This window comes from Candidatus Dactylopiibacterium carminicum, from assembly GCF_014736495.1.
Classification (GTDB): domain Bacteria; phylum Pseudomonadota; class Gammaproteobacteria; order Burkholderiales; family Rhodocyclaceae; genus Uliginosibacterium; species Uliginosibacterium carminicum.
On the sequence record NZ_MDUX01000063.1, the window covers coordinates 1 to 19928 of the forward strand.

Consider the following 19928-nt stretch of genomic DNA (forward strand, 5'->3'; position numbering starts at 1 on the left):
ATGCTCACATCCAGTCGCCCGGCAACGTCCGCAACGCTATGTCCGCGATCGGTCACTTGCTTGACCGCTTCAATCTTGAACTCTTCCGTGTATCGCTTGCTACTCATAGACACCTCCACTTGGTTGCCAGCTTAAGGCTTCGAAGTGTCTAGTGAACCGGGGGCGATTCAGAATGGTTTCGTTGAACTTGCCCCACATCAGCCAGAGCGCTATCACCAGAGGGATGAACAGCAACAGACCGACCACGCTGAACTTGAATCGCAACCCTGCGCGCTGATGGACCTGCCGCACGAAATTCACACGGTTCCACCAGTTGCATTTGACTACCCGCCCTTCCTGGAGCCGGACGCCACCAGCACGATCCTCGCGCATGCGGGCATACAACTCGGCGGCGGCTTCGACCTTTGCACGGCTGGGTTTGGTACGTATCGACAGATACCCAACCACCTGGCCGCTTTCCAGCACCGGTGTGATGTTGGCCTCGACCCAGTAGTAATCTCCGTTCTTGCAACGGTTCTTGACTAGACCGACCCAGGGATTGCCGGCTTGCAGCGTACGCCACAGATCCTCGTAGGCCGCTGGAGGCATATCGGGGTGGCGCACGATGTTGTGCGACTTGCCCAGCAGCTCCTCTTCCGAGAATCCCGATATGCGGGCGAAGTCCCGATTCACGAAGGTGATGTTCCCCTTCAGATCGGTGCGCGAGACGATCAGGATATCGTCCTCGAACTGCACCTCATGGTCGGTAACCGGCAAATTGACTTTCATGGCGTGGCCCTCGAATCGACCTCGGTTTGAATAACAGGATCACTCGGCAAGCGTTTCAACCAATCCCATCTCCGGGCTGGACATCAGCCGCTCGATGTCCAGCAGGATGATCATCCGCTCGCCCAGACTGGCTAGCCCCGTGAGGTACTCGGCACTGACCACCGAGCCCATCTGCGGCATTGCCCGGATATCGTTCGGTGCGAGCGCAACGACTTCCGACACTGCATCGACCACCATGCCCACTACCCGGCCACCGGCCAAGCTGAGCACGATGACCACCGTGAACTGGTCATACACGGGGTCGCCCAGTTCGAACTTGATGCGCAGATCCACGATCGGCACGATCGTGCCGCGCAGGTTGATCACGCCTTTGATGAAGGCCGGGGCATTCACCACGTGGGTTACTGCGTCATACCCCCGGATTTCCTGCACTTTGAGGATGTCGACCGCGTACTCTTCACTACCGAGCGAGAAACCGAGGAATTCACGGATGTCTGCGTTCATGCGGGCTCCTTCTCGACATGCCTGGCCGCAAGGCCGGCGGCTGACGTCACGACCAGGTCGGCGATGTCGAGGATCAGCGCTACACGGCCATCCCCCATCACGGTGGCACCCGAAACACCGGCGACATGGCGAAAATTCTCCTCAAGGCTCTTGATCACCACTTGATGCTGCCCCAGCAGTTCGTCGACCTGCAAAGCGACCTTCTTGTCACCTGACTGTACCAGCAACAGGATGCCGTCCTCAGGCGAATGCCTGGCCTGCAGGCCGAACAGGCGAGCCAACGGCAGCAGCGGCAGATAATCGCCCCGCACGTGCACCACCTCTCCCCTGCCGGCCACACGGCGCAAATCCTCCGAGCGCGGCTGCAGGGATTCGAGGATGTAGGCCAGCGGAACGATGAACACCTCGCTGCCGACCGCGACTGACATGCCATCCAGAATGGCCAGGGTCAGAGGCAGGCGGATCACGAAGCTCGCCCCTTGCCCGAGCACTGACGAAATCTCGATGCGCCCGCCCAGATCCGCGATGTTGCGCCGGACCACATCCATGCCTACCCCCCGACCTGAGATATCGGTCACCTCAGCTGCCGTGGAGAATCCGGGCGCGAAGATCAGTTGCCAGACCTCAGAATCCGGCATGCTGTCACTCACCGGTAAACCATTCTCCTGCGCCTTGGCCAGGATGCGCTCGCGGTTGAGGCCGGCACCGTCATCGCGCTGACTTCTACCACGATATTGCCGCCCTGCTGGCTGGCACGCAGGACCACCGTGCCGCGCTCCGACTTGCCTGCCGCACGTCGCGTCTCGGCAGACTCGATGCCGTGATCGATGCTGTTTCGCACCAGATGGGTCAACGGATCGACCAGTTTTTCGATGAGGCCGCGATCCAGCTCCGTGCCTTCGCCCTGAATCTGCAGCTCCACCTGCTTGCCAAGCTTGTGCGACAGATCGCGTACCACCCGCGGGAAACGGTTGAACACGAAGCTGATCGGCAGCATGCGGATGGACATCACGGAGGATTGAAGATCGCGGGTATTACGCTCCAGCAGGCTCAGAGCGAGCTGCAAGCGCTCGGCGATCCCGCCTTGCACATAGCTGCCCGCTTCCGCCAGCATGGCTTGAGTGATGACCAGTTCGCCGACCAGATTGATCAGTTGATCCACACGCTCGACGCTGACACGGATGGAGGCAGAGTCGGACGGCACAGCAGCCTTGACAGGCTCCCGGACTGCCGCCCGGGCAGATGCTGGAACGGCTGGGGCCAGCTCGGCGGCGACCGTGGGAGATAGCGATGACGACGATGATGCAACGGCCTGCGGCAAAGGATCGAAAAAGCCGAAGCCCTCGTCCCTCTCTGCTGCCGCGTCCGACACGCCAGTGGCTGGGAGCGGTTCGAAGAAACCGAAGCCGTCGTCGTCCGGCACGGCCTCCGATTAAGGAAACAGCCCGAAACCTTCGATGATCTCCGTGGCAACCGGAGGCACGAAGAGTCCATAGGAACCATCCTCGGCCTGCTCGCGCAGCGGCACCGCAGCAGCCTGCAGCTCCGGCGCATTGCCCAGATGCTCGAACCGCATGCACATGGCCCGGTACTCAGCTTCGTCCGGATCCTGCCCACTCCGGCAAGCCTGCAACAACGCGCGCAGATAATCGACCGCACCCAGCAGTTCGTCCGCGATAGCCTCGCTCATCCTAGCGGTGCCCTTACGTAGACGATCCAGATGGGATTCCAGGATGTGCGTCAGCCCTGCCAGCTTCTGGAATCCGAAGATTCCGGCACCGCCTTTGATCGAATGCGCGGCGCGAAAGATGCTGTCGAGGTCATCCTTGTCAGGACTGTCCATATCCATGGCCAGCAGCAGGCGTTCCATGTCAGCCAGGTGATCGGTCGCTTCCTCGAAGAAGGTCTGGAAGAACTGCGACAGGTCTACGGACATGTGGCTCCCTTTCCCGGCTGCCGCTCAGGGCAGTACCTTGGCAACGACCTGCAGCAGTTTCTGGGGGTCGAAGGGCTTCACCAGCCAGCCTGTCGCTCCGGCTTCACGCCCCTTGTTCTTCATGTCGTCGCCGGACTCGGTGGTGAGCATCAGGATCGGCGTACGTTGATACTTCGATATCGCACGAAGATTGCGGATCAACGTCAGCCCGTCCATCAACGGCATGTTCTGGTCGGTGAAGACAAGGTCGTAGGCGCCAGGAGCCCCTTGTGCCTTGTCCAGCGCAGCTTTGCCGTCGGCCGCCTCATCGGTTTCGAATCCCGCGCCCTTGAGCGTGAAACTCACCATCTGACGAATCGAGACCGAGTCGTCGACAATCAGAACCTTCCTGGGCATCTCACCCCTCCCGAAATACTGCATCTGTCAGTAACGGAGAGATAAAGCCGGAATGGACATGGCTGAACGGGCATCCCGCTGCGCCGGCAAATGCGCTCATACCACCAGCGGCACAGCTGGAAGCACTGGCATTGGCCCGAAACCCCGACGCTGCCAATGTTTGCCAGACTCAAAAACAACTTGTGCCCGGACTCAAAGCTTTCCGGCATACGCCGACCATCACATCACTCAAGCAGGCGAGTGGCGTGCCGTCAGCCTCCCTTGAGGGCAAAGGTTGGAAAAAAGCACGAATCCCGGCGCAATCAGATCAATTTCAATACCAAAAGGCATAAAAAAACCGGCCCGTGCAACACGGACCGGCTGATACTGAATTACAACGGAATCAACGAATGGCGCGATAGACCGCACCAATATCCTCGTCACCGTGCCCGTCGATGCGGACACGCTTGAAGAGTTCGTTGCTCGCCGCCGTGGTAGCGAGATTCTGGCCAAGCGATTCACCCAGTTCCAGCGCCAAGCGCAGATCCTTCTGCATGTGCTTGAGCGGGAAACTGGCGGGATATTCTTCACCGGCCAGCAACATCGGCCCTTTGCCACGGAACATCGGACAGGCCATGGCGCCGGCATCCAGCACCTCAAGAATCTGGGTGCCGTCCAGCCCCCCCTTGAGTCCCAAGGACAGGCCTTCGCCAAGCGCCGCGAGCATCGAGCCCATGACCAGATTGACTACCAGCTTCATGCGTGCGCCCTGCCCCACCGGGCCCAGGAAAAGCCGCTTTTTGCCGAGTTTGTCGAAAGCCGGACCGGCTTCGTCATAAAGACTTTGGTCGCCCGCCGTGAGCAGGATCAGTGTGCCGTCCTCGGCAGGCTTCTTGGTACCGGACACAGGCGCTTCGAGAAAGCGGCCACCGCGCTCGGTGATCAAGGTCGAGATGGTCTGTGCGGTGGCGTCATCCACCGTGGACATGTCGATATAACCGCGCCCGCTTCCGATGCCGGCAGCCACACCATCAGGCCCGCTGCAAGCTTCAAGCGCCGCAGCCGGATCAGCCAGCATCGCGAAGGTGATGTCACAGCTTTCCGCCACTTCACGCGGCGTGGCAGCCTGGCGTGCACCAAGCGCCACCAGCGGCGCACAGCGCGACGCCGTGCGGTTCCACACAGTGACTTCAAAACCAGCACGCACGAGATTGGCAGCCATTGCGCTGCCCATGATGCCAAGACCCAGAAAACCGTACTTCGCCATTTGAATATGCTCCTGTTGTTCAGCGATAGAGGATCGCGGTGGTTTGGGACCATCGCAGCGCCTCCGCTGGAATGTCAGAACCTGTTCAAAGTCTGCAGCGAGCGATGCACTGGAGCCGGAATGCATGTGGATACATGAGAATTCCACGCAGCGCATGCGCTCCGATCACAACATCGCAGCAAGACTATGAGCGGGTTATCAATGTTCTTCGTGCGCGCACATATGTTCAGGCGTGGTATTGAAGCCGCCTTCGCCGGGCACGAACTTGCCACGCTCGGCCAGAAAATCTACCAGTGCGGCGGCATCCATGCCTTCCGCACTGCAGGTATGGAAACGCGCATCGGCGCCGAAGCGTGCCACGATGGCGGTGCACAGGCTCTCGTGCGTATAGAGATGGTCACCTTCCAGCATCATCTGCATGACGGCGTGACCGTGGATGGATTCGGACATGGTCGGAACTTCCGGGGGAATGAAACGGAACGATTCTACTGCCGCAGACAATGACCAGTCGGCTCCGTAACGCTTGGCAACCTTCTACCGCAAGACATCACACCAGCCCGGCATAACGCCGCAGTACCGCCAGGGAGCCTGCCGCGCTGTGGCGGATCTGGCTCTCCTCGTAACGATGCTCGGTCCCCACCGGACAGGCCATGCGCGCCAGACAGCCCAACGCGCAGGGAGAAGTCTCGGCCAGACGCCCGGCGCGGCAACGAGGCCCGTTGAACACGCCTTCGGTCAGGGCGCCCGCCGTACAAGCCGTAATGCAGGTTTTTTCCTTGCAGCCAGAGCAAGGATGGCCAAGATCCTCCGGCTCGCTCACCGGCAGGGCTGTGTCGATGAGGATCACCGCGCGATAGGCAAACCAGCTGCCCCATTTCGCATCCACGCCCACCATGAACGGTGCTGCGTGATGCCATCCGGCCAATGCTCCCAGGCGCTGCAATCCCACCTGCACCGTACCCAGCGCCGCCGGAAAGACGAAGCGTGCCTGCGCGGCCGGCAGAGCATTCGCCAGCCAGCTTTCCACCGTACGTACGCTGTATTCGTCGATGGGGTGCTCACGGCGCAGACCTTCCGCCTGCACACATTCCCAAAGACGCCGCCCCGCATGACCGAAGAGGATCAACCGGCACTCGTGCGCCCTGGGTTGCAGCGGCGCCAGCAGATCGGCAGGCAACGCGGCGAGATCGAATACGTGCTGGCGATTCAGGCCGGCATCGTCGAGAAACTGGCTTGCGGGGAGTCGGTTCATGGATGCAGAGCATAGAGCCGATGGCCTGGCGCGGCCAGGCGTCCGGCTGAAGCCACGCCTACGCCCTGATGCTTGTCAGTCAAATCGGCGTCATCCCGGCGCAGGCCGGGGCCTGAAAACCCTGGATTTCGGCTTGCGCCAATGATGCTCCGTCTCAACGCGCCCCCACGGCCAGACGCCGCCGGCGCCTGATATTCAGCAGATTCACCGCCAGCCCCAACACCAGCCCCCAGAAGGCACTGCCGATGCCACCCAGACTCAGGCCGGACGCAGTAGCAAGGAAGGTCAGCAAGGCCGCATCACGCTCGCCCTCATCCTTCAACGCAGTGGCAAGGCTGTTGCCGATGGTGGAAAGCAAGGCCAAACCGGCGACCGTGAGAATCAAGGCATGCGGGAAAGCCACGAACAGACTGGCCACCGTCGCGCCCAACAAGCCGGTGAACAGATAGAAGACGCCTGCCCAAACTGCCGCGCGGTAGCGCTGGGCGGGATCGGGATCGGCATCCGGGCTCATGCAGATCGCCGCCGTGATCGCCGCGAGGTTGTAGGCATAACCACCGAAAGGCGCAAGCAGCAGACCGGTGAGACCTGTCCAGCCGATCAGCGGGGAGGCTGGCGTCGAGTAACCGTTGGCGCGCAACACCGCCAGTCCGGGAACGTTCTGCGAAGCCATGGTGACGATGAACAACGGGATGCCCACACCGATCAGGCTGCCAAACGAGAAGGATGGCAGGGTGAAGACCGGGCGTGCGAACGCCAGCTGTATCTGCTCGACATGGATCGCCCCCTGCCCTCCTGCGATCACCAGGCCGACCAGCAACGTCAGCGCTACTGCGTAACGCGGTACGGTATGACGCAGCAGCAGAAAGGCCAGCAGCATGGTACCGATCAGGGAGAGCTGCTCCGGCAAGGAAATGAACACATCCAGCCCGAAACGCAACAACACGCCACCCAACATGGCTGTGGCGAGCGACTGTGGCACATGGCGCATGATGCGCTCGAACCAACCGGTGGCGCCCGCCAGCGTGAGCAGTGCGGAAGAGAACAGGAAAGCCCCGATGGCCTCATTCATCGGCACCCCGGCCAGGCTGCCAGCGAGCAGTGCAGCACCAGGTGTGGACCAGGCGGTCAGGACGGGTGCGCGATAGCGTAGCGACAGACCGATGCAGGTCACCGCCATGCCGATCCCCAGCGCCCACAGCCAGGACGCGATCTGCGCCGGGGTGGCGCCTGCCGCGCCCGCAGCCTGGAAGACGATGGCCGCCGAACTGGTATAGCCCACCAGCACGGCGATGAAGCCCGCGGCCAGATGGGAAAAGGCGAAGCGGGGAAAGGCAAGGCCAGGGGGATTGCTCACGACGACACCTCTTGATCTGATAATTTTGTACGTTATAGCGCACAAACCAAGCCTAACAGATGTGCGCAATAGCGCACAAGCTGGAGTCGCACAAATGAATGACACGTCAGAAAAAGAGGCCCCCGATGTCAATCGTCAGCTTGCCCAGCGCTTGCGCGATGCGCGCAGCGAACGCGGCTGGAGCCTGGATCGGACCGCGCAGGAAACCGGCGTCAGCAAGGCCATGCTGGGGCAGATCGAGCGGGGAAAATCCAGCCCCACGGTAGCCACGCTATGGAAGATCGCCACCGGCTTTCGCTGCTCCTTGTCCAGTTTCCTCGCGCCTCCACCCGCTTCCGGGCCAGCCATCTTCCGCAACGCCGACGCGGTGCGTGCCCGCCCGGCCAGCGACCCCATGCTGGTCGCCCCCCTCTTCCCCTTCGAACCCCGCGTGGGTTTCGAATGGCTGGAGCTCACCCTGGCACCAGGCTACACACGCGAATCCGAGCCACATGCACCGGGCGTGGTCGAGCACATCGTGGTGATCGAGAACAGCATGGAAGTGCTGATCGAAGGTGAATGGCATCGCCTGCAGGCGGGTGACGCCGTACGCTTCGCAGCCGACCGGCCGCATGGCTACCGCAACTCCAGCGATGAGCCTGCGCTATGCCACAACCTGATCCATTACCCGGCCATGCACGGGCAGGACATCAGCCCGGCAGGCGCGTAAGCAGGATCTGGTCGATCTTGAAATGATCGACATCCACCACCTCGAAACGGAACCCCTGGTATTCCACGAACTCCGCGCGCTTGGGAACATGCTTGAGCATGTGCATCAGAAAGCCGGCAATGGTCTCGTAGCCCTCCTCACCGGGAAAGTATTCGATGCCCACGGTCTTGCGCACGTCGGCCAGCGGCGTCTGGCCGTCGAGCAGCCAGGAGTTCTCGTCGCGCGCCACCACCCAGCCCTGGCGATCATCCAGGGCCACGCCATCCACGAGCTGGCTGGCAATGTCATACAGCGTGATCACCCCGACCACCAATGCATACTCGTTCACCACCACGGCGAAATCCTCGCGCGTTTCGTTGAAGCGCTCCAGAAGATCGAGGATGGAAAGCGTGTCCGGCACCAGCAGCAGGTTGGTATTGGCCGTCTGGCGCAACGAAGCGCCCAGGTTCGCTGGAGACTCCACCAGCACCACGCGCAACAGATCCTTGGCATCCAGGCAGGCGAAGACGCTGTCGATACCGTCCTCGCACAACAGGTAGCGTGAATGCGGCTGCATCACCAGCTTGCTCGTGATGTCAGCCTCCGACTCGGTGCAGGCAATGAACACCACCTGATCGCGCGGCGTCATCGCCGCGCCCACGGTGCGCCCTTCCAGCCCGATCATGTTTTCCAGCAGATGGTGTTGCTTGCGTCCCAGCGTACCAGCCTCCGCCCCCACATCCGCCAGCGCCACCAGTTCCACGGCGGTGATGCCGTCATCCCGGCTTGCCGGCAAACCGAAGAGCCGGAACATCAGTCCGGCAAAGCCATTCACCAGAAACACCACCGGCCGCAACAGTCGGAGGCTCACCCGCAAGGGCGCCGCCAGCCGCAAGGCAACAGCTTCGGGCCAGAGCATGGCCAGACGCTTCGGAATCAGATCCGAAAACTCGATGAAGACCAGCACCGTCAGCAGGAAGGACAGTGTGAAGCCCAGGCTTCTCGCCAGTTCGAACTCCACACCGGCGGCGTACATCCAGCTTTCGAACAGCGGCGAGAACAGACCGTCGCCCACCACGCCCGCCAGGATCGCGATCGCGTTATTGGCGATCTGCACCGCGGCCAGCACGTCGCCCGGCGTCTCCTGCAGGCGCAGTACCGCCTGCGCACGGATATCCCCGTCATCGGCCAGCGGCTGCAAGCGATAACGCCGCGCCGAAGCGAAGGCGATCTCGGACATGGAGAAGAATGCGCTGGCGACCACCAGGGCCAGCAGCAGCCAGGCAGGATGGATCATCTTGTGCAAAGCTCCGACTCAGGATGCCGGAAGTCTATCAGGCGCCTCCACCCCGCCGGCCCAAACAAAAAGCCCGCAAGCAAACGCCTGCGGGCTTTTTCCTTTTACCACCCAGCCATCAGCTTTGCGCAGAGCGCGTAGCGAGCGGGTGAAGCTTGGGTCGAGAAGCGCAGCCGTACTGGCGGCAAGCATCACAGACTCAAGCTTCGCCCGCGCAGTAGCGCTATGCGTAAAGCTCAGCGAATGACGCGAGCGCCCTTGCCCTTCATCGCGGCTTCAACTTCTTCCACGCGCACCATGGAGGTGTCACCCGGGGTCGACATGGCCAGCGCACCGTGAGCTGCGCCGTACTCGACGGCAGCCTGCGGGCCCTTGCCTTCCAGGAAGCCATAGGCCAGACCGGAAGCGAAACCGTCACCACCGCCTACGCGGTCATAGATTTCCAGGTTGTCGCGCTTCATCGATTCGTAGATCTTGCCGTCGTACCAGACCAGTGCGGACCAGTCGTTGATCGAAGCGGTCTTGGCGTTGCGCAGCGTGGTGGCAGCCACCTTGAAGTTCGGGAAGGCCTTGACGGCGGTCTCGATCATCTTCTTGAAACCATCGGTTTCGATGTTGGTCAGGTGCTCGTCGGCGCCTTCCACTTCGAAGCCCAGGCAGGCGGTGAAGTCTTCTTCGTTGCCGATCATCACGTCGCAGTACTTGGCGATTTCGCGGTTGATCTTCTGAGCGCCTTCCTTGCCGCCCTGGCTCTTCCACAGCGAAGCGCGGAAGTTCAGGTCATAGGCCACGACGGTGCCATACTTCTGGGCCACTTCAACGGCTTCCAGAACGGCTTCAGCGGTGTTGGAGGCCAGCGCGGCAAAGATGCCACCGGTCTGGAACCAGCGTACGCCTTCTTCGCCGAACAGCTTTTCCCAGTTCACTTCACCCGGGCGGATCTGCGAAGCAGCGGAGTGACCACGGTCGGAACAGCCCAGAGCCGGACGGATGCCGAAGCCCTTTTCCGTGAAGTTCAGGCCGACGCGGGTGTTGCGGCCCAGACCGTCGAAATCGCGCCAGATGACGTGGGACATGTCCACGCCGCCTTGCATGATGAAGTCTTCAACCAGCCAGCCCAGATCGTTCTTCGGCAGCGCGGTGACGACAGCAGCACGCTTGCCCCAGCACTTGCGCATGGCACGGGCGACGTTGTACTCGCCACCGCCTTCCCACACCTGGAAAGTACGGGAATTACGCACGCGGCCGAAGCCCGGGTCGAAACGCAGCATCACTTCACCGAAGGACACGCAGTCCCACTTGGTCTCGGCGGCGGATTTGATCTTCAGTTCAGCCATTTCTCTTGTTTCCTCGATAGGGTGGATGTATCTGACATACCAAGGGCCGCCCCGCTCACGCGGGGCGGCCCTCAGGCATTCCTGGATTACTTGGCAGCCAGTTCAGCCTTGATCTTCTTGACCAGGGCGATGGTCTCGGCGACGCGCTTCTCGATGCCGGCGTAGTCCTTGGCCTTGAGCAGTTCCTTGGTGATCAGGTTGGAGCCGATGCCACAGGCGACGATGCCGGCGCCGAACCACTTGCGCAGCGATGCTTCATCCGGCTCAACACCGCCGGTGGGCATAATGCGGGTCCAGGGCATCGGGCCCATCACGGCCTTGACGAACTCGGGGCCGCCCACGGAGGAACCCGGGAAGACCTTGACGATCTCGCAGCCCAGTTCCTGCGCGTAGCCGATTTCGGTGGCGGAACCACAGCCGGGGCTGTAGGGAATGCCACGGCGGTTACACACCTTGGCCACTTCGGCGTTCAGCATCGGGCCGACGATGAACTTGGCACCGTTGGCGATGTAGATGCCAGCAGTCGGGGCTTCGACGATGGAGCCCACGCCCATGATCACGGACGGATCAGCCTTGGCGAAGTGCTTGGTCACTTCGAAGAAGACGTGAGAGGCGAAATCACCGCGGTTGGTGAACTCGATGCACTTGGCACCGCCGTTGGCACAGGCCTGGATCACGTTCTTGCAGACTTCGACATCCGGATCGTAGAACACGGGGATGATCGACTGATCCATCATCGCGGCCAGAACGGCCATACGGTCTTTTGCAGCCATCGAAAAATCTCCTGAAATGATGAAGCGTCGCCACGGACGTGCGACGCAAGGTACGACAAGCCCGTAATTGTCCCGCAATCCAGACGAAGGCTCAAGTCAGCCCCCCGGATGCGATGCAGACAGTCCTTGTACAACCTGGCTGGCAAGGCCAGCCACACGAGCTTCGCGATCATGGCACGTCAGCCGGCAGCCCTGTTTGACCCAATGCAAAGCACGCCCCGGATCGCCGCTTACTGCACCGCAATGGTGTGTGGCTGAAATATTTCTGCAACAATCCGCGCCTGTCGAAAACTCCGGACCCCAGTCGTGGACCTTAAGAACATCAGTCACATCGAGAAGGCATCGCGCAAGACCAGCCAGGACGTTTTGCGGCTGGGGCTTGGCCTTCTGTTCCTGCTGGGCATCATGCTCTTCGCTTTCAGCCTCGAGGGGTCCGGCACTGTCCTGGTGATCTCCGCCGTCATCGGGGCCTATATGGCGATGAACATCGGCGCCAACGACGTGGCCAACAACGTTGGGCCGGCCGTCGGTTCGCGGACCCTGACCATGTTCGGCGCCCTGACCATCGCGGCGGTCTTCGAAGCCGCCGGCGCGCTGATCGCTGGAGGCGAAGTGGTGGGCACCATCCGCAACGGAATCATTGACCCTGCCGGCATTGCCGACCCCGACACCTTCATCTGGCTGATGATGGCAGCACTGCTCGCAGGTGCCGTCTGGCTGAATATCGCCACGGCCGTGGGCGCGCCGGTATCCACCACGCACTCCATCGTCGGTGCAGTGCTGGGCGCCGGCATTGCCGCCGCAGGCCCGGGCATCGCCAACTGGAGCACGATGGGCACCATCGTGCTCAGTTGGGTTATCTCGCCCATCCTGGGCGCCATTGTGGCAGCCGCCTGCCTGTTCATCATCAAGCGCCGCATCACCTACCAGACCGACATGGCGCAGGCTGCCGGACGCGTGGTACCCCTGCTGATCGCCCTGATGACCTGGACCTTCGCCACCTACGTGCTGCTCAAAGGACTGAACCTCATCTGGAACATCGATTTCCTGAGCGCCAACCTCTACGGCGGCCTTCTCGGGCTGGCAGCCTATTTCATCACCCGCCCCTACATCCACCGGCGCGCCGCCGGCATACCGAACACCAAGCAGAGCGTGAACCAGTTCTTCACCGTGCCCCTGATCTTCTCGGCGGCCCTGTTGAGTTTCGCCCACGGCTCCAACGACGTGGCCAATGCCATCGGCCCGCTCGCGGCGATCGTCGATACCCTCGCCCATCATGGCGGCATAGCCAGCACCGCCTCGATTCCTCTGTGGGTGATGATGATTGGCGCCCTGGGCATTTCCGTGGGCCTTTGCCTGTTCGGCCCCAAGCTGATCCGCACCGTGGGCTCAGAGATCACCGAGCTGGACCAGATGCGTGCCTACTGTATCGCCATGGCCGCAGCGCTGACCGTGATCGTCGCCAGCCAGATGGGGCTGCCCGTCAGCTCCACGCACATCGCAGTGGGCGGGGTATTCGGCGTGGGCCTGCTGCGCGAATACCTGAAGAAGCGCTACGCAACCATGGTGGCCGAGATCAAGGATCACCACCCGGAAGATGATCAGGACGCCATCGATGCTTTTCTGGCGCGCTTCGAAGCCGCATCCATCGATGACAAGGGCCGCATGCTGAAGGATCTGAAAGTCCGGGCCAAACAGCAGATGGATCCCGCGCACTTCTCGAAGATGGAGCGCAAGGGCCTGCGCAAGGTCTACAAGCAGGAGCTGGTCAAACGCTCGCAGATGAAGCGCATCGCCGCTGCCTGGGTGATCACGGTACCGGCCTCCGCCGTGCTGGCGGCTCTGTTCTTCTACATGATCCGGGGCATCCAGGGCTGATTCCTGTTTCGTTCACATGCGAAATCGAAGCCTGCCCTGCACCAGTCACAGGCCCGCAATGATGTGGGCCTTTCCCCGGGCGATGGCGTTCAGCCTCCCAGCCAGCCCTTGAGCAGCTTCCGCGCGGCAGGCGCAGGCCGCTCCAATGGCGTGAGCATGCATTCTTCCTGCGCAGGTGCGCGAAGTGCCACCTGCAGTTGCAACAGTTCGTCGCGCCGGAAAGCGACGAACTGCAGCGATTCGCCAGGCTGGCAGCGCGCCAGCAGACTATCGAGGTTGCCCGCCGTCACCCGCAGCCCGTTCAATGCCACCAGCTTATCACCTGCGGAAAGCCCGCCAACCTGAGCACTGCCGCCCTCGATCACATTGGCGATGCGCACGACATTGCCTTCGGCGCGGGTGCGCAGGCCCAGCCCCGTAAGACGGGCGCCGGCCTTGTACGTGAGTTGCACGCCGAACGGCCTGAGCAGGCGCACCAGAGGCACGTCCTCGCAGCCATCCACCCAGCGGGCCAGCTCACGCCGCACCTCGATCCCGGTTGCCCGGAGGATGATCGCCGCCATTTCTTCCTCGCCCACGCCCTGTGCGGTCTGGCCGTATTCACGCCACAGCAGGCGCATCACATCGTCGAGTGACTTCTTTCCCTCGCTACGCGCACGCAAGGTGAGATCCAGCCCCAACGCAACCAGTGAGCCTTTCTGGTAGTAGCTGACGATGGCATTCGGGCTGTTCTCGTCCTGACGGTAATACTTGGTCCAGGCATCGAATGAAGATTCGGCCACGCTTTGGCGCAAGCGCCCCGGATTGCGCTCCACTGCGGTAATCGTCTTGGCCAGCAGCGCAAGGTATTCCTGCGGCTTGATGAGCCCCGCGCGACGCAGTGCCAAATCGTCGTAATAGGACGTGAAGCCTTCGAACACCCACAGCAGGCTGGTATGGTTCTCGACATCCAGGCGATAGGGCAGGAAAGCCGCCGGCTTGATGCGCTTGACGTTCCAGGCATGAAAATATTCGTGGCTGCACAAACCAAGGAAACCACGATAGGCCTCACTGGTCCCTGTGTCGCTTGGCACTGGCAGATCATTGCGCGAGCACAGCAGCGCGGTGCTGTCGCGATGCTCCAGACCGCCGTAGCCATCGCCGACCACCATGGTCAGAAAGAGATATCGCTGGAACGGCGGCGGTGTTTCGCCAAAAAAGGCGATCACCGCCTCACAAGCGCGCTGCAGATCAGCCGCCAGCCGCTGCGCATCAAAACGCACCCGGCCGGTGACCACCATTTCGTGCGGCACGCCGGCCGCCGTGAAATGCACACGCTGGAACTCACCCATTTCCACCGGATGATCGATCAGGCTGTCGTAATCGGCCGCCTCAAATGCGCCGAAACCGGTCTTGTCTACGCTGCGCCGGCCAGCCGCCGGCAAGGTAGTCGCAAGTTGCCAACGCGAAAGGCCGGGGGTCTCCGGGCGCTGGATTTCAACGCGATGGGACTGATGCTCACGCCCGGCCACACACAGGAACAGCTGTGTGCCATTGAAGAAGCCATGACTGGCATCCAGATGCGCGCAGCGCACGGACAGATCCCACGCATACACCAAGGTCTCAACTTCCAGCGGCAGGGCCGGCTTCAGGCGTGCCGTGCGCCAGCTGTGCTTGTCCTGCTTCTCCAGCCTTACTGGTCGGCCACCCTGGCTGGCCTTGATCTCGATGATGTTCTTCGCAAACTCGCGAATCATGTAGCTGCCTGGAATCCAGACAGGCAGGCTGAAAGACTCTCCTTCGGCCCTCGGCTCAGCCAGTTTCAGGCAGACACGGAACAGGTGGGCATGCGCGTCGTGAATCTCGACGCGATATTCGACGGGAGCGGGCATGGCGGATCAGCTCGAACGGGAAAGTCTGGAGTGTGACAAGCTTTGCCGCCGGCCGCAAAACATCGGCACGATTACCGCATGGGCACACGGCCCGGGCTACGGGGCTTATGTGGGAGCGGCTTCAGCCGCGAATCCTCCACTTCATTCGCGGCTGAAGCCGCTCCTACGAAACCCGCTTGCCTGCTTTTCGAAGGAGCGAACCAAGGTCCACGAAACACAGGCTGCACCTGTACAGCGTTCAGGCCTAGCAACCAAAGCGGACCGCTCATCTACCCATCACGCCTGTGCAAACAGCGCCAGTGCCGCCGCCACTTCGTCGGCCTCCACCCCTTCGCCAAGGCTGGCCGGCACTTCTCCCAGCGCCGCACCGCCCTCGGTTTTCAGGCGGCCAACCCACTGGCCGGCCTCGCGCCCCTGCTCAAAGCCTTGGCTTTGCAGCAACAGACGGCCATCGGCGGCGGAAAGCTTGAAGTAGAACCGGCCATCCGCCTCGCGGTACTGCTTGAACACCGGCAGCTGTGGCGCGGCATTCTCCTTCTTCACGGCCACGGGAGCCACCGGCAAGGCGTTGAACTGCCGCAAGCCCACGGATTCGCGCAGCTCCGCCAGCAAAGGCGCGGCGGTCGCACGGGCCTTGCGCGCCCCTTCCTGCAGGATTTCCTCAATCGCTTCGGGCTTGCTCATCAGGTCGTTGTACTTCTCGCGCATCGGCGCGATGTCGCGCTCCAGCACGTCAAAGAAGCGTTGCTTGGCTTCGCCCCAGGCCAGCCCGGCGCGCAGGTCGGCACGGAAAGCCTCGCGCTCGGCAGGCTGCGCAAAAGCATCGAACAGGGTCACGAGATGACTGTTGTCCGGATCCTTCGGCTCGCCAGGCAGGCGCGAGTCGGTCACGATGCGGGCCACAGCGGCCTTCAGGGCCTTGGCACCGCCTTCGAACAGTGGAATAGTGTTGTCGTAGCTCTTCGACATCTTGCGGCCGTCCAGCCCGGGCAGCGTAGCCACGCTTTCCTCGATGGCAGCTTCGGGCAGCACGAACAGATCCCGGCCATTGCCGAAGAGGTTGTTGAAGCGCTGGGCGATGTCGCGTGCCATCTCGATGTGCTGGATCTGGTCGCGGCCCACCGGCACCTTGTGCGCCTTGAACATCAGGATGTCCGCCGCCATCAGCACCGGATAGCAGTACAGGCCCATGGTCACGCCGGCATCGGTTTCCTCGCTGGCGGCCTCGTTCGCATCGGTTGCCGCCTTGTAGGCATGCGCCCGGTTCATCAGGCCCTTGCTGGTCACACAAGTGAGCAGCCAGTTCAGTTCGGGGATCTCGGGGATGTCGCTCTGACGGTAGAAGGTGACGCGCGAGGTATCCAGCCCAACAGCCAGCCAGGTTGCGGCAATTTCCAGCCGTGAGCGCAGGATGCGCGCCGGATCGTCGCACTTGATCAGGGCGTGGTAGTCGGCCAGGAAGAGGAAACTTTCGGTACCGCTCTGGCGGCTGGCGGCGATCGCCGGGCGGATCGCGCCGGCATAGTTGCCAAGGTGGGGAGTGCCGGTGGTGGTGATGCCGGTGAGGACGCGCAAGGACATGATCGGATTCGGTGGGTTTGTATAGCCGCAGAGAGCGGGAGTTTACCCGCTCACTTCAAACAAATGCCCAAGATCATCACCGTTCCTTGAGGCTTTCATGTTGATACTGCATGAGCGGGGAGAGGAAATACTCGATGACGCGCCGCTTTCCCGTCTTGATTTCCACGCCGACCGCCATGCCGGGAGACAGGCGAACTTCCCTGCCATCGACCTGCAAGGTAGCTCAATCCAGCCTGAGGCGGGTTGCGTAGATCAGACCGCGCTTGTCGTCGTTGATCGCGTCGTTCGAAACGGATACGACACGGGCAGGAAGCGTGCCGTACTTGGTGTATTGGAAAGTCTCGATCTTGACCTCGGCTTCCTGCCCTTCACGCACGAATCCGACGTCCTTGTTTTCCAGCATGGCTTCTATCTCGACCGACTCTTCGTCCGGGACAACCAGCATGAGCGGGTCGGCTTCTTTCACTACGCCACCGATGGTGTGGACTGCCAGTTGTTGTACCGTTCCTGTCACTGGCGCGCTCAGCACATTCTGCTGGTTGCGCGATTCGGGCTTGCGCAGCTCCTGCGCCAGACTGTCGGCCTTCTGCATGCCTTCATTCACACTGTCGAACTGGATGCGCCGTGTTTCGGATGCAAGAGCCGCCAGTGAGGCATTGGCTGTCCGCAGGGACGCGAGGATTTCCGTCAGACGGCTACGCTGCGTCGCCAGATCCGCCTCCAGCTCGATGCGGGCCTGTTCTTTTTCCAGATAGCCGTGCCGAGAGATGAAGTTCTTGTCTGCAAGGTTTCGATAGTCTTCAGCCCGCTGCTGGACGATAGGCGCTGTCTGCTCCAATTTGCGTACCAGTTCATGCGTCGACCTCAGCTCGGCTTCTCGTTGGGTGACATCGCTTTCAAGCCTGGCGCGCTTGTCTGCGTATTCCCGGTACTGCCCGTCAAGCAGCCTCAGCGTTTCCTGCCACAGTGCTTCTTGAGTGCCTTCGGGGCGAAGCAATACGGGCATGCGCCCCGTGTCCAACAAGGCCAGCATGCCTTGAGCACGCAAGACCTGTAAGCGTGCTGCCACCAGTTCGCGATTCAGCCGGTCCCGTTCGGCAGCGGTGATCGTTGCGTCGAATTCGATCAGGACATCGCCCGCACGGACATGCTGCCCGTCACTAACAAGGATGGCTTTGATGGTGGATCGCTCGAAGGGCTGAATGGTTTTGGTGCGGCTTCCCGGGACAATCTTGCCGGAGGCGGTGGCAACGATGTCCATCCGGCCAAAGATGGCCCAGGATAGAGCGCAGGCTGCAAAGGCAATCAATAGCCACATGGCAACGCGAGGCGCGGGGAATACCGGTGTTGCTTGCAAGGATAGGGCCGCCGGCAGGAATTCAGCCTGAGCACGCGTGAAGCCCGGTCCGTCCATCGCATGTCGCTGCTCCCAGGCTTGCCTGAAGACTGCCGAGTAACGTTTGAACAAATCGGATGCCGCTTGAATTCTGAGCCTCAGGGTCATTCGATCACCCTTGTTGCATACGATGAAGTTTTGCGTAATGCCCGCCGTCCCGTGTAGTCAGTACGGCGTGCGTGCCTTCTTCTACGATCTGCCCGCGCTCCATGACGATGATGCGGTGGGCGTCACGCACGGCGGAGAGTCTATGCGCGATGATCAGGACGGTGCGCCCCTTGCAGATGGCCTTCATGTTTTGCTGGATGATGTGCTCGGATTCATAGTCGAGCGCGCTGGTGGCTTCGTCGAAGATCAGGATGCGCGGGTTGCTCATCAAGGCGCGCGCGATCGCCAGACGCTGGCGTTGTCCGCCAGAAAGCGTGGAGCCATGCTCGCCGACAATGGTGTCGTAACCCTCGGGCAGTTCGGTGATGAATTCATGCGCGCCCGCCAGTTGTGCCACGTGCAGCACGGCCTCCAGAGGGGCGCCTGAGTCGGTCAGGGCGATGTTGTCGCGGATTGAGCGGTTGAAGAGCATGTTGTCTTGAAGCACGACACCGATCTGCCGACGTAGCGAGGAGGCATCGGCCAACGCGAGATCGACGCCATCGATCAGCACCCGGCCACGCTCGGGCACATAGAGACGCTGCACAAGCTTGGTCAGCGTGCTCTTCCCCGATCCTGAGCGGCCAACGATGCCGATGACTTCACCAGGCTGAACGCTAAGGCTGACATCCTGCAATACGGGTTGTGCTTCAGGGCGATAACGGAAGCTCACCGCATCGAAGACGATCTGCCCTTTAACAGGAGGCAAATTGCTTTTGGCATTGGCTGTTTCAGTACGTGTGTTGAGGATGTCGCCCAGACGCTGCACCGAGATGCCGGTTTGCTGAAAGTCGGTCCAGAGATTGGCGAGCCGCATCACGGGCTGGGCAACATGCCCGGCCAGCATGTTAAAGGCGATCAGTTGCCCGATGGAGAGTTTGCCGTCGATCACGAGCTTGGCGCCGAAGTAGAGCGTGAGCACGGTGACGAGCTTTCCCACCAGGCTGACGCCGGCATTGGCCAGGGTGCTCAGCGAAACGGTACGAAAGCCTGCCGAGACATACGCTGCAAGCTGCTGGTCCCATTTGCGGGTCCATTGCGGTTCGACCGCCATGGCCTTTACCGTGTCGATGCCGGTGATGGTCTCGACCAGAAAAGCCTGGTTCTCCGCGCCGCGATTGAATTTCTCCTGCAGGCGTCCGCGCAGCACCGGAATGATCAGTGCCGAGATCAGGGCGTAGCACGGCAGCGACAGGATCACGATCAGGGTGAGCCAGCCGCTGTAGAGCAGCATCACGCCAATGAAGACGACCGAGAAGAAAAGGTCCAGTACCAGGGTGACTGAATTGCCCGTGAGAAAGGCTCTGATGTTTTCCAGCTCACGCACACGCGCGACCGAGTCGCCGACCCGACGTGCCTGGAAATAGGCCATTGGCAGGCCGAGCAGGTGGCGAAACAGGCGTGCGCCCAGTTCGACGTCGATACGGCTGGTGGTATGTGCAAAGACTGAATCGCCCCGGGTTTCCTAGACAGCCCCGAGCTTCATGAAATACTGTTTTTC

The 19928-nt window shown here is 61.6% G+C and carries 20 protein-coding genes and 1 pseudogene; 2 read left to right on the forward strand and 19 right to left on the reverse strand.

The genetic code is table 11. The features are described 5' to 3' along the window. From BGI27_RS15060 to BGI27_RS15100, 11 genes are all read right to left on the reverse strand, one after another. On the reverse strand, positions 1–107 hold a 107-nt coding region (locus tag BGI27_RS15060; RefSeq protein ID WP_141239830.1), incomplete at its 3' end, for a transposase. Beyond that, positions 100–768, reverse strand: coding sequence for a PAS domain-containing protein (locus BGI27_RS15065; RefSeq protein WP_095525650.1), 669 nt, complete (start codon positions 766–768; stop codon positions 100–102). The genes BGI27_RS15065 and BGI27_RS15060, both read right to left, overlap by 8 nt. Positions 769–807: 39 nt before the next feature. After that, on the reverse strand, positions 808–1272 hold the full coding sequence (locus BGI27_RS15070; protein WP_095525651.1) for a chemotaxis protein CheW: 465 nt from the start codon (positions 1270–1272) through the stop codon (positions 808–810). Continuing rightward, positions 1269–1955, reverse strand: coding sequence for a chemotaxis protein CheA (locus BGI27_RS18240; RefSeq protein WP_223871838.1), 687 nt, complete (start codon positions 1953–1955; stop codon positions 1269–1271). The genes BGI27_RS15070 and BGI27_RS18240 overlap by 4 nt, the downstream gene beginning before the upstream one ends. Continuing rightward, positions 1919–2695, reverse strand: a complete 777-nt coding sequence (locus BGI27_RS18245) for a chemotaxis protein CheA (RefSeq protein WP_223871833.1) — start codon at positions 2693–2695, stop codon at positions 1919–1921. The genes BGI27_RS18240 and BGI27_RS18245 overlap by 37 nt, the downstream gene beginning before the upstream one ends. 9 nt (positions 2696–2704) lie before the next feature. After that, positions 2705–3208: an Hpt domain-containing protein gene (locus BGI27_RS18250; RefSeq protein WP_223871834.1), complete on the reverse strand. Its 504-nt coding sequence runs from the start codon at positions 3206–3208 to the stop codon at positions 2705–2707. A gap of 24 nt (positions 3209–3232) precedes the next feature. Next, positions 3233–3604 (reverse strand): response regulator, encoded by a 372-nt coding sequence (locus tag BGI27_RS15080; RefSeq protein ID WP_095525652.1) that lies wholly within the window; start codon positions 3602–3604, stop codon positions 3233–3235. 382 nt (positions 3605–3986) lie between these two features. Beyond that, positions 3987–4850, reverse strand: a complete 864-nt coding sequence (locus BGI27_RS15085; RefSeq protein ID WP_095525653.1) for an NAD(P)-dependent oxidoreductase — start codon at positions 4848–4850, stop codon at positions 3987–3989. 198 nt (positions 4851–5048) lie between these two features. Continuing rightward, positions 5049–5300 carry a YecH family metal-binding protein gene (locus BGI27_RS15090; RefSeq protein WP_095525654.1) on the reverse strand — a complete coding sequence of 84 codons (252 nt, stop codon included), beginning with the start codon at positions 5298–5300 and terminating at the stop codon, positions 5049–5051. A gap of 97 nt (positions 5301–5397) precedes the next feature. Continuing rightward, positions 5398–6102, reverse strand: coding sequence for a hypothetical protein (locus BGI27_RS15095; protein WP_095525655.1), 705 nt, complete (start codon positions 6100–6102; stop codon positions 5398–5400). 154 nt (positions 6103–6256) lie between these two features. Next, positions 6257–7459 carry a benzoate/H(+) symporter BenE family transporter gene (locus BGI27_RS15100; protein ID WP_095525656.1) on the reverse strand — a complete coding sequence of 401 codons (1203 nt, stop codon included), beginning with the start codon at positions 7457–7459 and terminating at the stop codon, positions 6257–6259. 94 nt (positions 7460–7553) lie between these two features. Between BGI27_RS15100 and BGI27_RS15105 the strand changes: the two genes are divergently transcribed. Next, positions 7554–8168 carry a helix-turn-helix domain-containing protein gene (locus tag BGI27_RS15105; protein WP_223871835.1) on the forward strand — a complete coding sequence of 205 codons (615 nt, stop codon included), beginning with the start codon at positions 7554–7556 and terminating at the stop codon, positions 8166–8168. Here the strand turns inward: BGI27_RS15105 and BGI27_RS15110 are convergent. The 3 genes from BGI27_RS15110 to BGI27_RS15120 all read right to left on the reverse strand — a co-directional run bounded on the left by BGI27_RS15110 (position 8149) and on the right by BGI27_RS15120 (position 11554). Next, a complete protein-coding gene (locus BGI27_RS15110; RefSeq protein ID WP_095525663.1) occupies positions 8149–9444 on the reverse strand; it encodes a hemolysin family protein in 1296 nt (431 codons plus the stop codon). The two genes, BGI27_RS15105 and BGI27_RS15110, sit on opposite strands and share 20 nt — an antisense overlap. Before the next feature lie 236 nt (positions 9445–9680). After that, the gene (locus tag BGI27_RS15115; protein WP_095525657.1) at positions 9681–10781 is read right to left on the reverse strand and encodes a sugar kinase; all 1101 of its coding nucleotides are present in this window, start codon (positions 10779–10781) and stop codon (positions 9681–9683) included. An 86-nt stretch (positions 10782–10867) separates the two neighbouring features. Then, positions 10868–11554: a bifunctional 4-hydroxy-2-oxoglutarate aldolase/2-dehydro-3-deoxy-phosphogluconate aldolase gene (locus tag BGI27_RS15120; RefSeq protein ID WP_095525658.1), complete on the reverse strand. Its 687-nt coding sequence runs from the start codon at positions 11552–11554 to the stop codon at positions 10868–10870. 306 nt (positions 11555–11860) lie between these two features. On the opposite strand from BGI27_RS15120, the gene BGI27_RS15125 reads away from it, so the two are divergent. Further along, positions 11861–13432 carry an inorganic phosphate transporter gene (locus tag BGI27_RS15125; protein WP_095525659.1) on the forward strand — a complete coding sequence of 524 codons (1572 nt, stop codon included), beginning with the start codon at positions 11861–11863 and terminating at the stop codon, positions 13430–13432. Between the two features lie 89 nt (positions 13433–13521). Here BGI27_RS15125 and BGI27_RS15130 read toward each other — a convergent pair whose 3' ends face one another. From BGI27_RS15130 to BGI27_RS15145, 5 genes and pseudogenes are all read right to left on the reverse strand, one after another. Further along, on the reverse strand, positions 13522–15303 hold the full coding sequence (locus BGI27_RS15130; protein WP_095525660.1) for a M61 family metallopeptidase: 1782 nt from the start codon (positions 15301–15303) through the stop codon (positions 13522–13524). Positions 15304–15579: 276 nt separating this feature from the next. Then, positions 15580–16884, reverse strand: coding sequence for a tryptophan--tRNA ligase (locus BGI27_RS15135; protein ID WP_095525661.1), 1305 nt, complete (start codon positions 16882–16884; stop codon positions 15580–15582). Between the two features lie 76 nt (positions 16885–16960). Next, a complete protein-coding gene (locus BGI27_RS18255; protein WP_223871836.1) occupies positions 16961–17101 on the reverse strand; it encodes a hypothetical protein in 141 nt (46 codons plus the stop codon). A 6-nt stretch (positions 17102–17107) separates the two neighbouring features. Then, positions 17108–18298: an HlyD family type I secretion periplasmic adaptor subunit gene (locus tag BGI27_RS15140; protein WP_223871837.1), complete on the reverse strand. Its 1191-nt coding sequence runs from the start codon at positions 18296–18298 to the stop codon at positions 17108–17110. Between the two features lie 94 nt (positions 18299–18392). After that, positions 18393–19865 (reverse strand): annotated as a pseudogene (locus tag BGI27_RS15145) (type I secretion system permease/ATPase); the annotation flags it as partial. Positions 19866–19928: the final 63 nt, after the last annotated feature.

Excerpts from the sequence above, each read along its gene's own strand:
- BGI27_RS15120 (WP_095525658.1), bottom strand. The coding sequence starts at position 11,554 with ATGGCTGCAAAAGACCGTATGGCCGTTCTGGCCGCGATGATGGATCAG.
- BGI27_RS15130 (WP_095525660.1), bottom strand. The coding sequence starts at position 15,303 with ATGCCCGCTCCCGTCGAATATCGCGTCGAGATTCACGACGCGCATGCC.
- BGI27_RS15135 (WP_095525661.1), bottom strand. The coding sequence starts at position 16,884 with ATGTCCTTGCGCGTCCTCACCGGCATCACCACCACCGGCACTCCCCAC.
- BGI27_RS15065 (WP_095525650.1), bottom strand. The coding sequence starts at position 768 with ATGAAAGTCAATTTGCCGGTTACCGACCATGAGGTGCAGTTCGAGGAC.
- BGI27_RS15115 (WP_095525657.1), bottom strand. The coding sequence starts at position 10,781 with ATGGCTGAACTGAAGATCAAATCCGCCGCCGAGACCAAGTGGGACTGC.
- BGI27_RS15070 (WP_095525651.1), bottom strand. The coding sequence starts at position 1,272 with ATGAACGCAGACATCCGTGAATTCCTCGGTTTCTCGCTCGGTAGTGAA.
- BGI27_RS15110 (WP_095525663.1), bottom strand. The coding sequence starts at position 9,444 with ATGATCCATCCTGCCTGGCTGCTGCTGGCCCTGGTGGTCGCCAGCGCA.
- BGI27_RS15085 (WP_095525653.1), bottom strand. The coding sequence starts at position 4,850 with ATGGCGAAGTACGGTTTTCTGGGTCTTGGCATCATGGGCAGCGCAATG.
- BGI27_RS15080 (WP_095525652.1), bottom strand. The coding sequence starts at position 3,604 with ATGCCCAGGAAGGTTCTGATTGTCGACGACTCGGTCTCGATTCGTCAG.
- BGI27_RS15140 (WP_223871837.1), bottom strand. The coding sequence starts at position 18,298 with ATGGACGGACCGGGCTTCACGCGTGCTCAGGCTGAATTCCTGCCGGCG.
- BGI27_RS15095 (WP_095525655.1), bottom strand. The coding sequence starts at position 6,102 with ATGAACCGACTCCCCGCAAGCCAGTTTCTCGACGATGCCGGCCTGAAT.
- BGI27_RS15105 (WP_223871835.1), top strand. The coding sequence starts at position 7,554 with ATGAATGACACGTCAGAAAAAGAGGCCCCCGATGTCAATCGTCAGCTT.
- BGI27_RS18250 (WP_223871834.1), bottom strand. The coding sequence starts at position 3,208 with ATGTCCGTAGACCTGTCGCAGTTCTTCCAGACCTTCTTCGAGGAAGCG.
- BGI27_RS15090 (WP_095525654.1), bottom strand. The coding sequence starts at position 5,300 with ATGTCCGAATCCATCCACGGTCACGCCGTCATGCAGATGATGCTGGAA.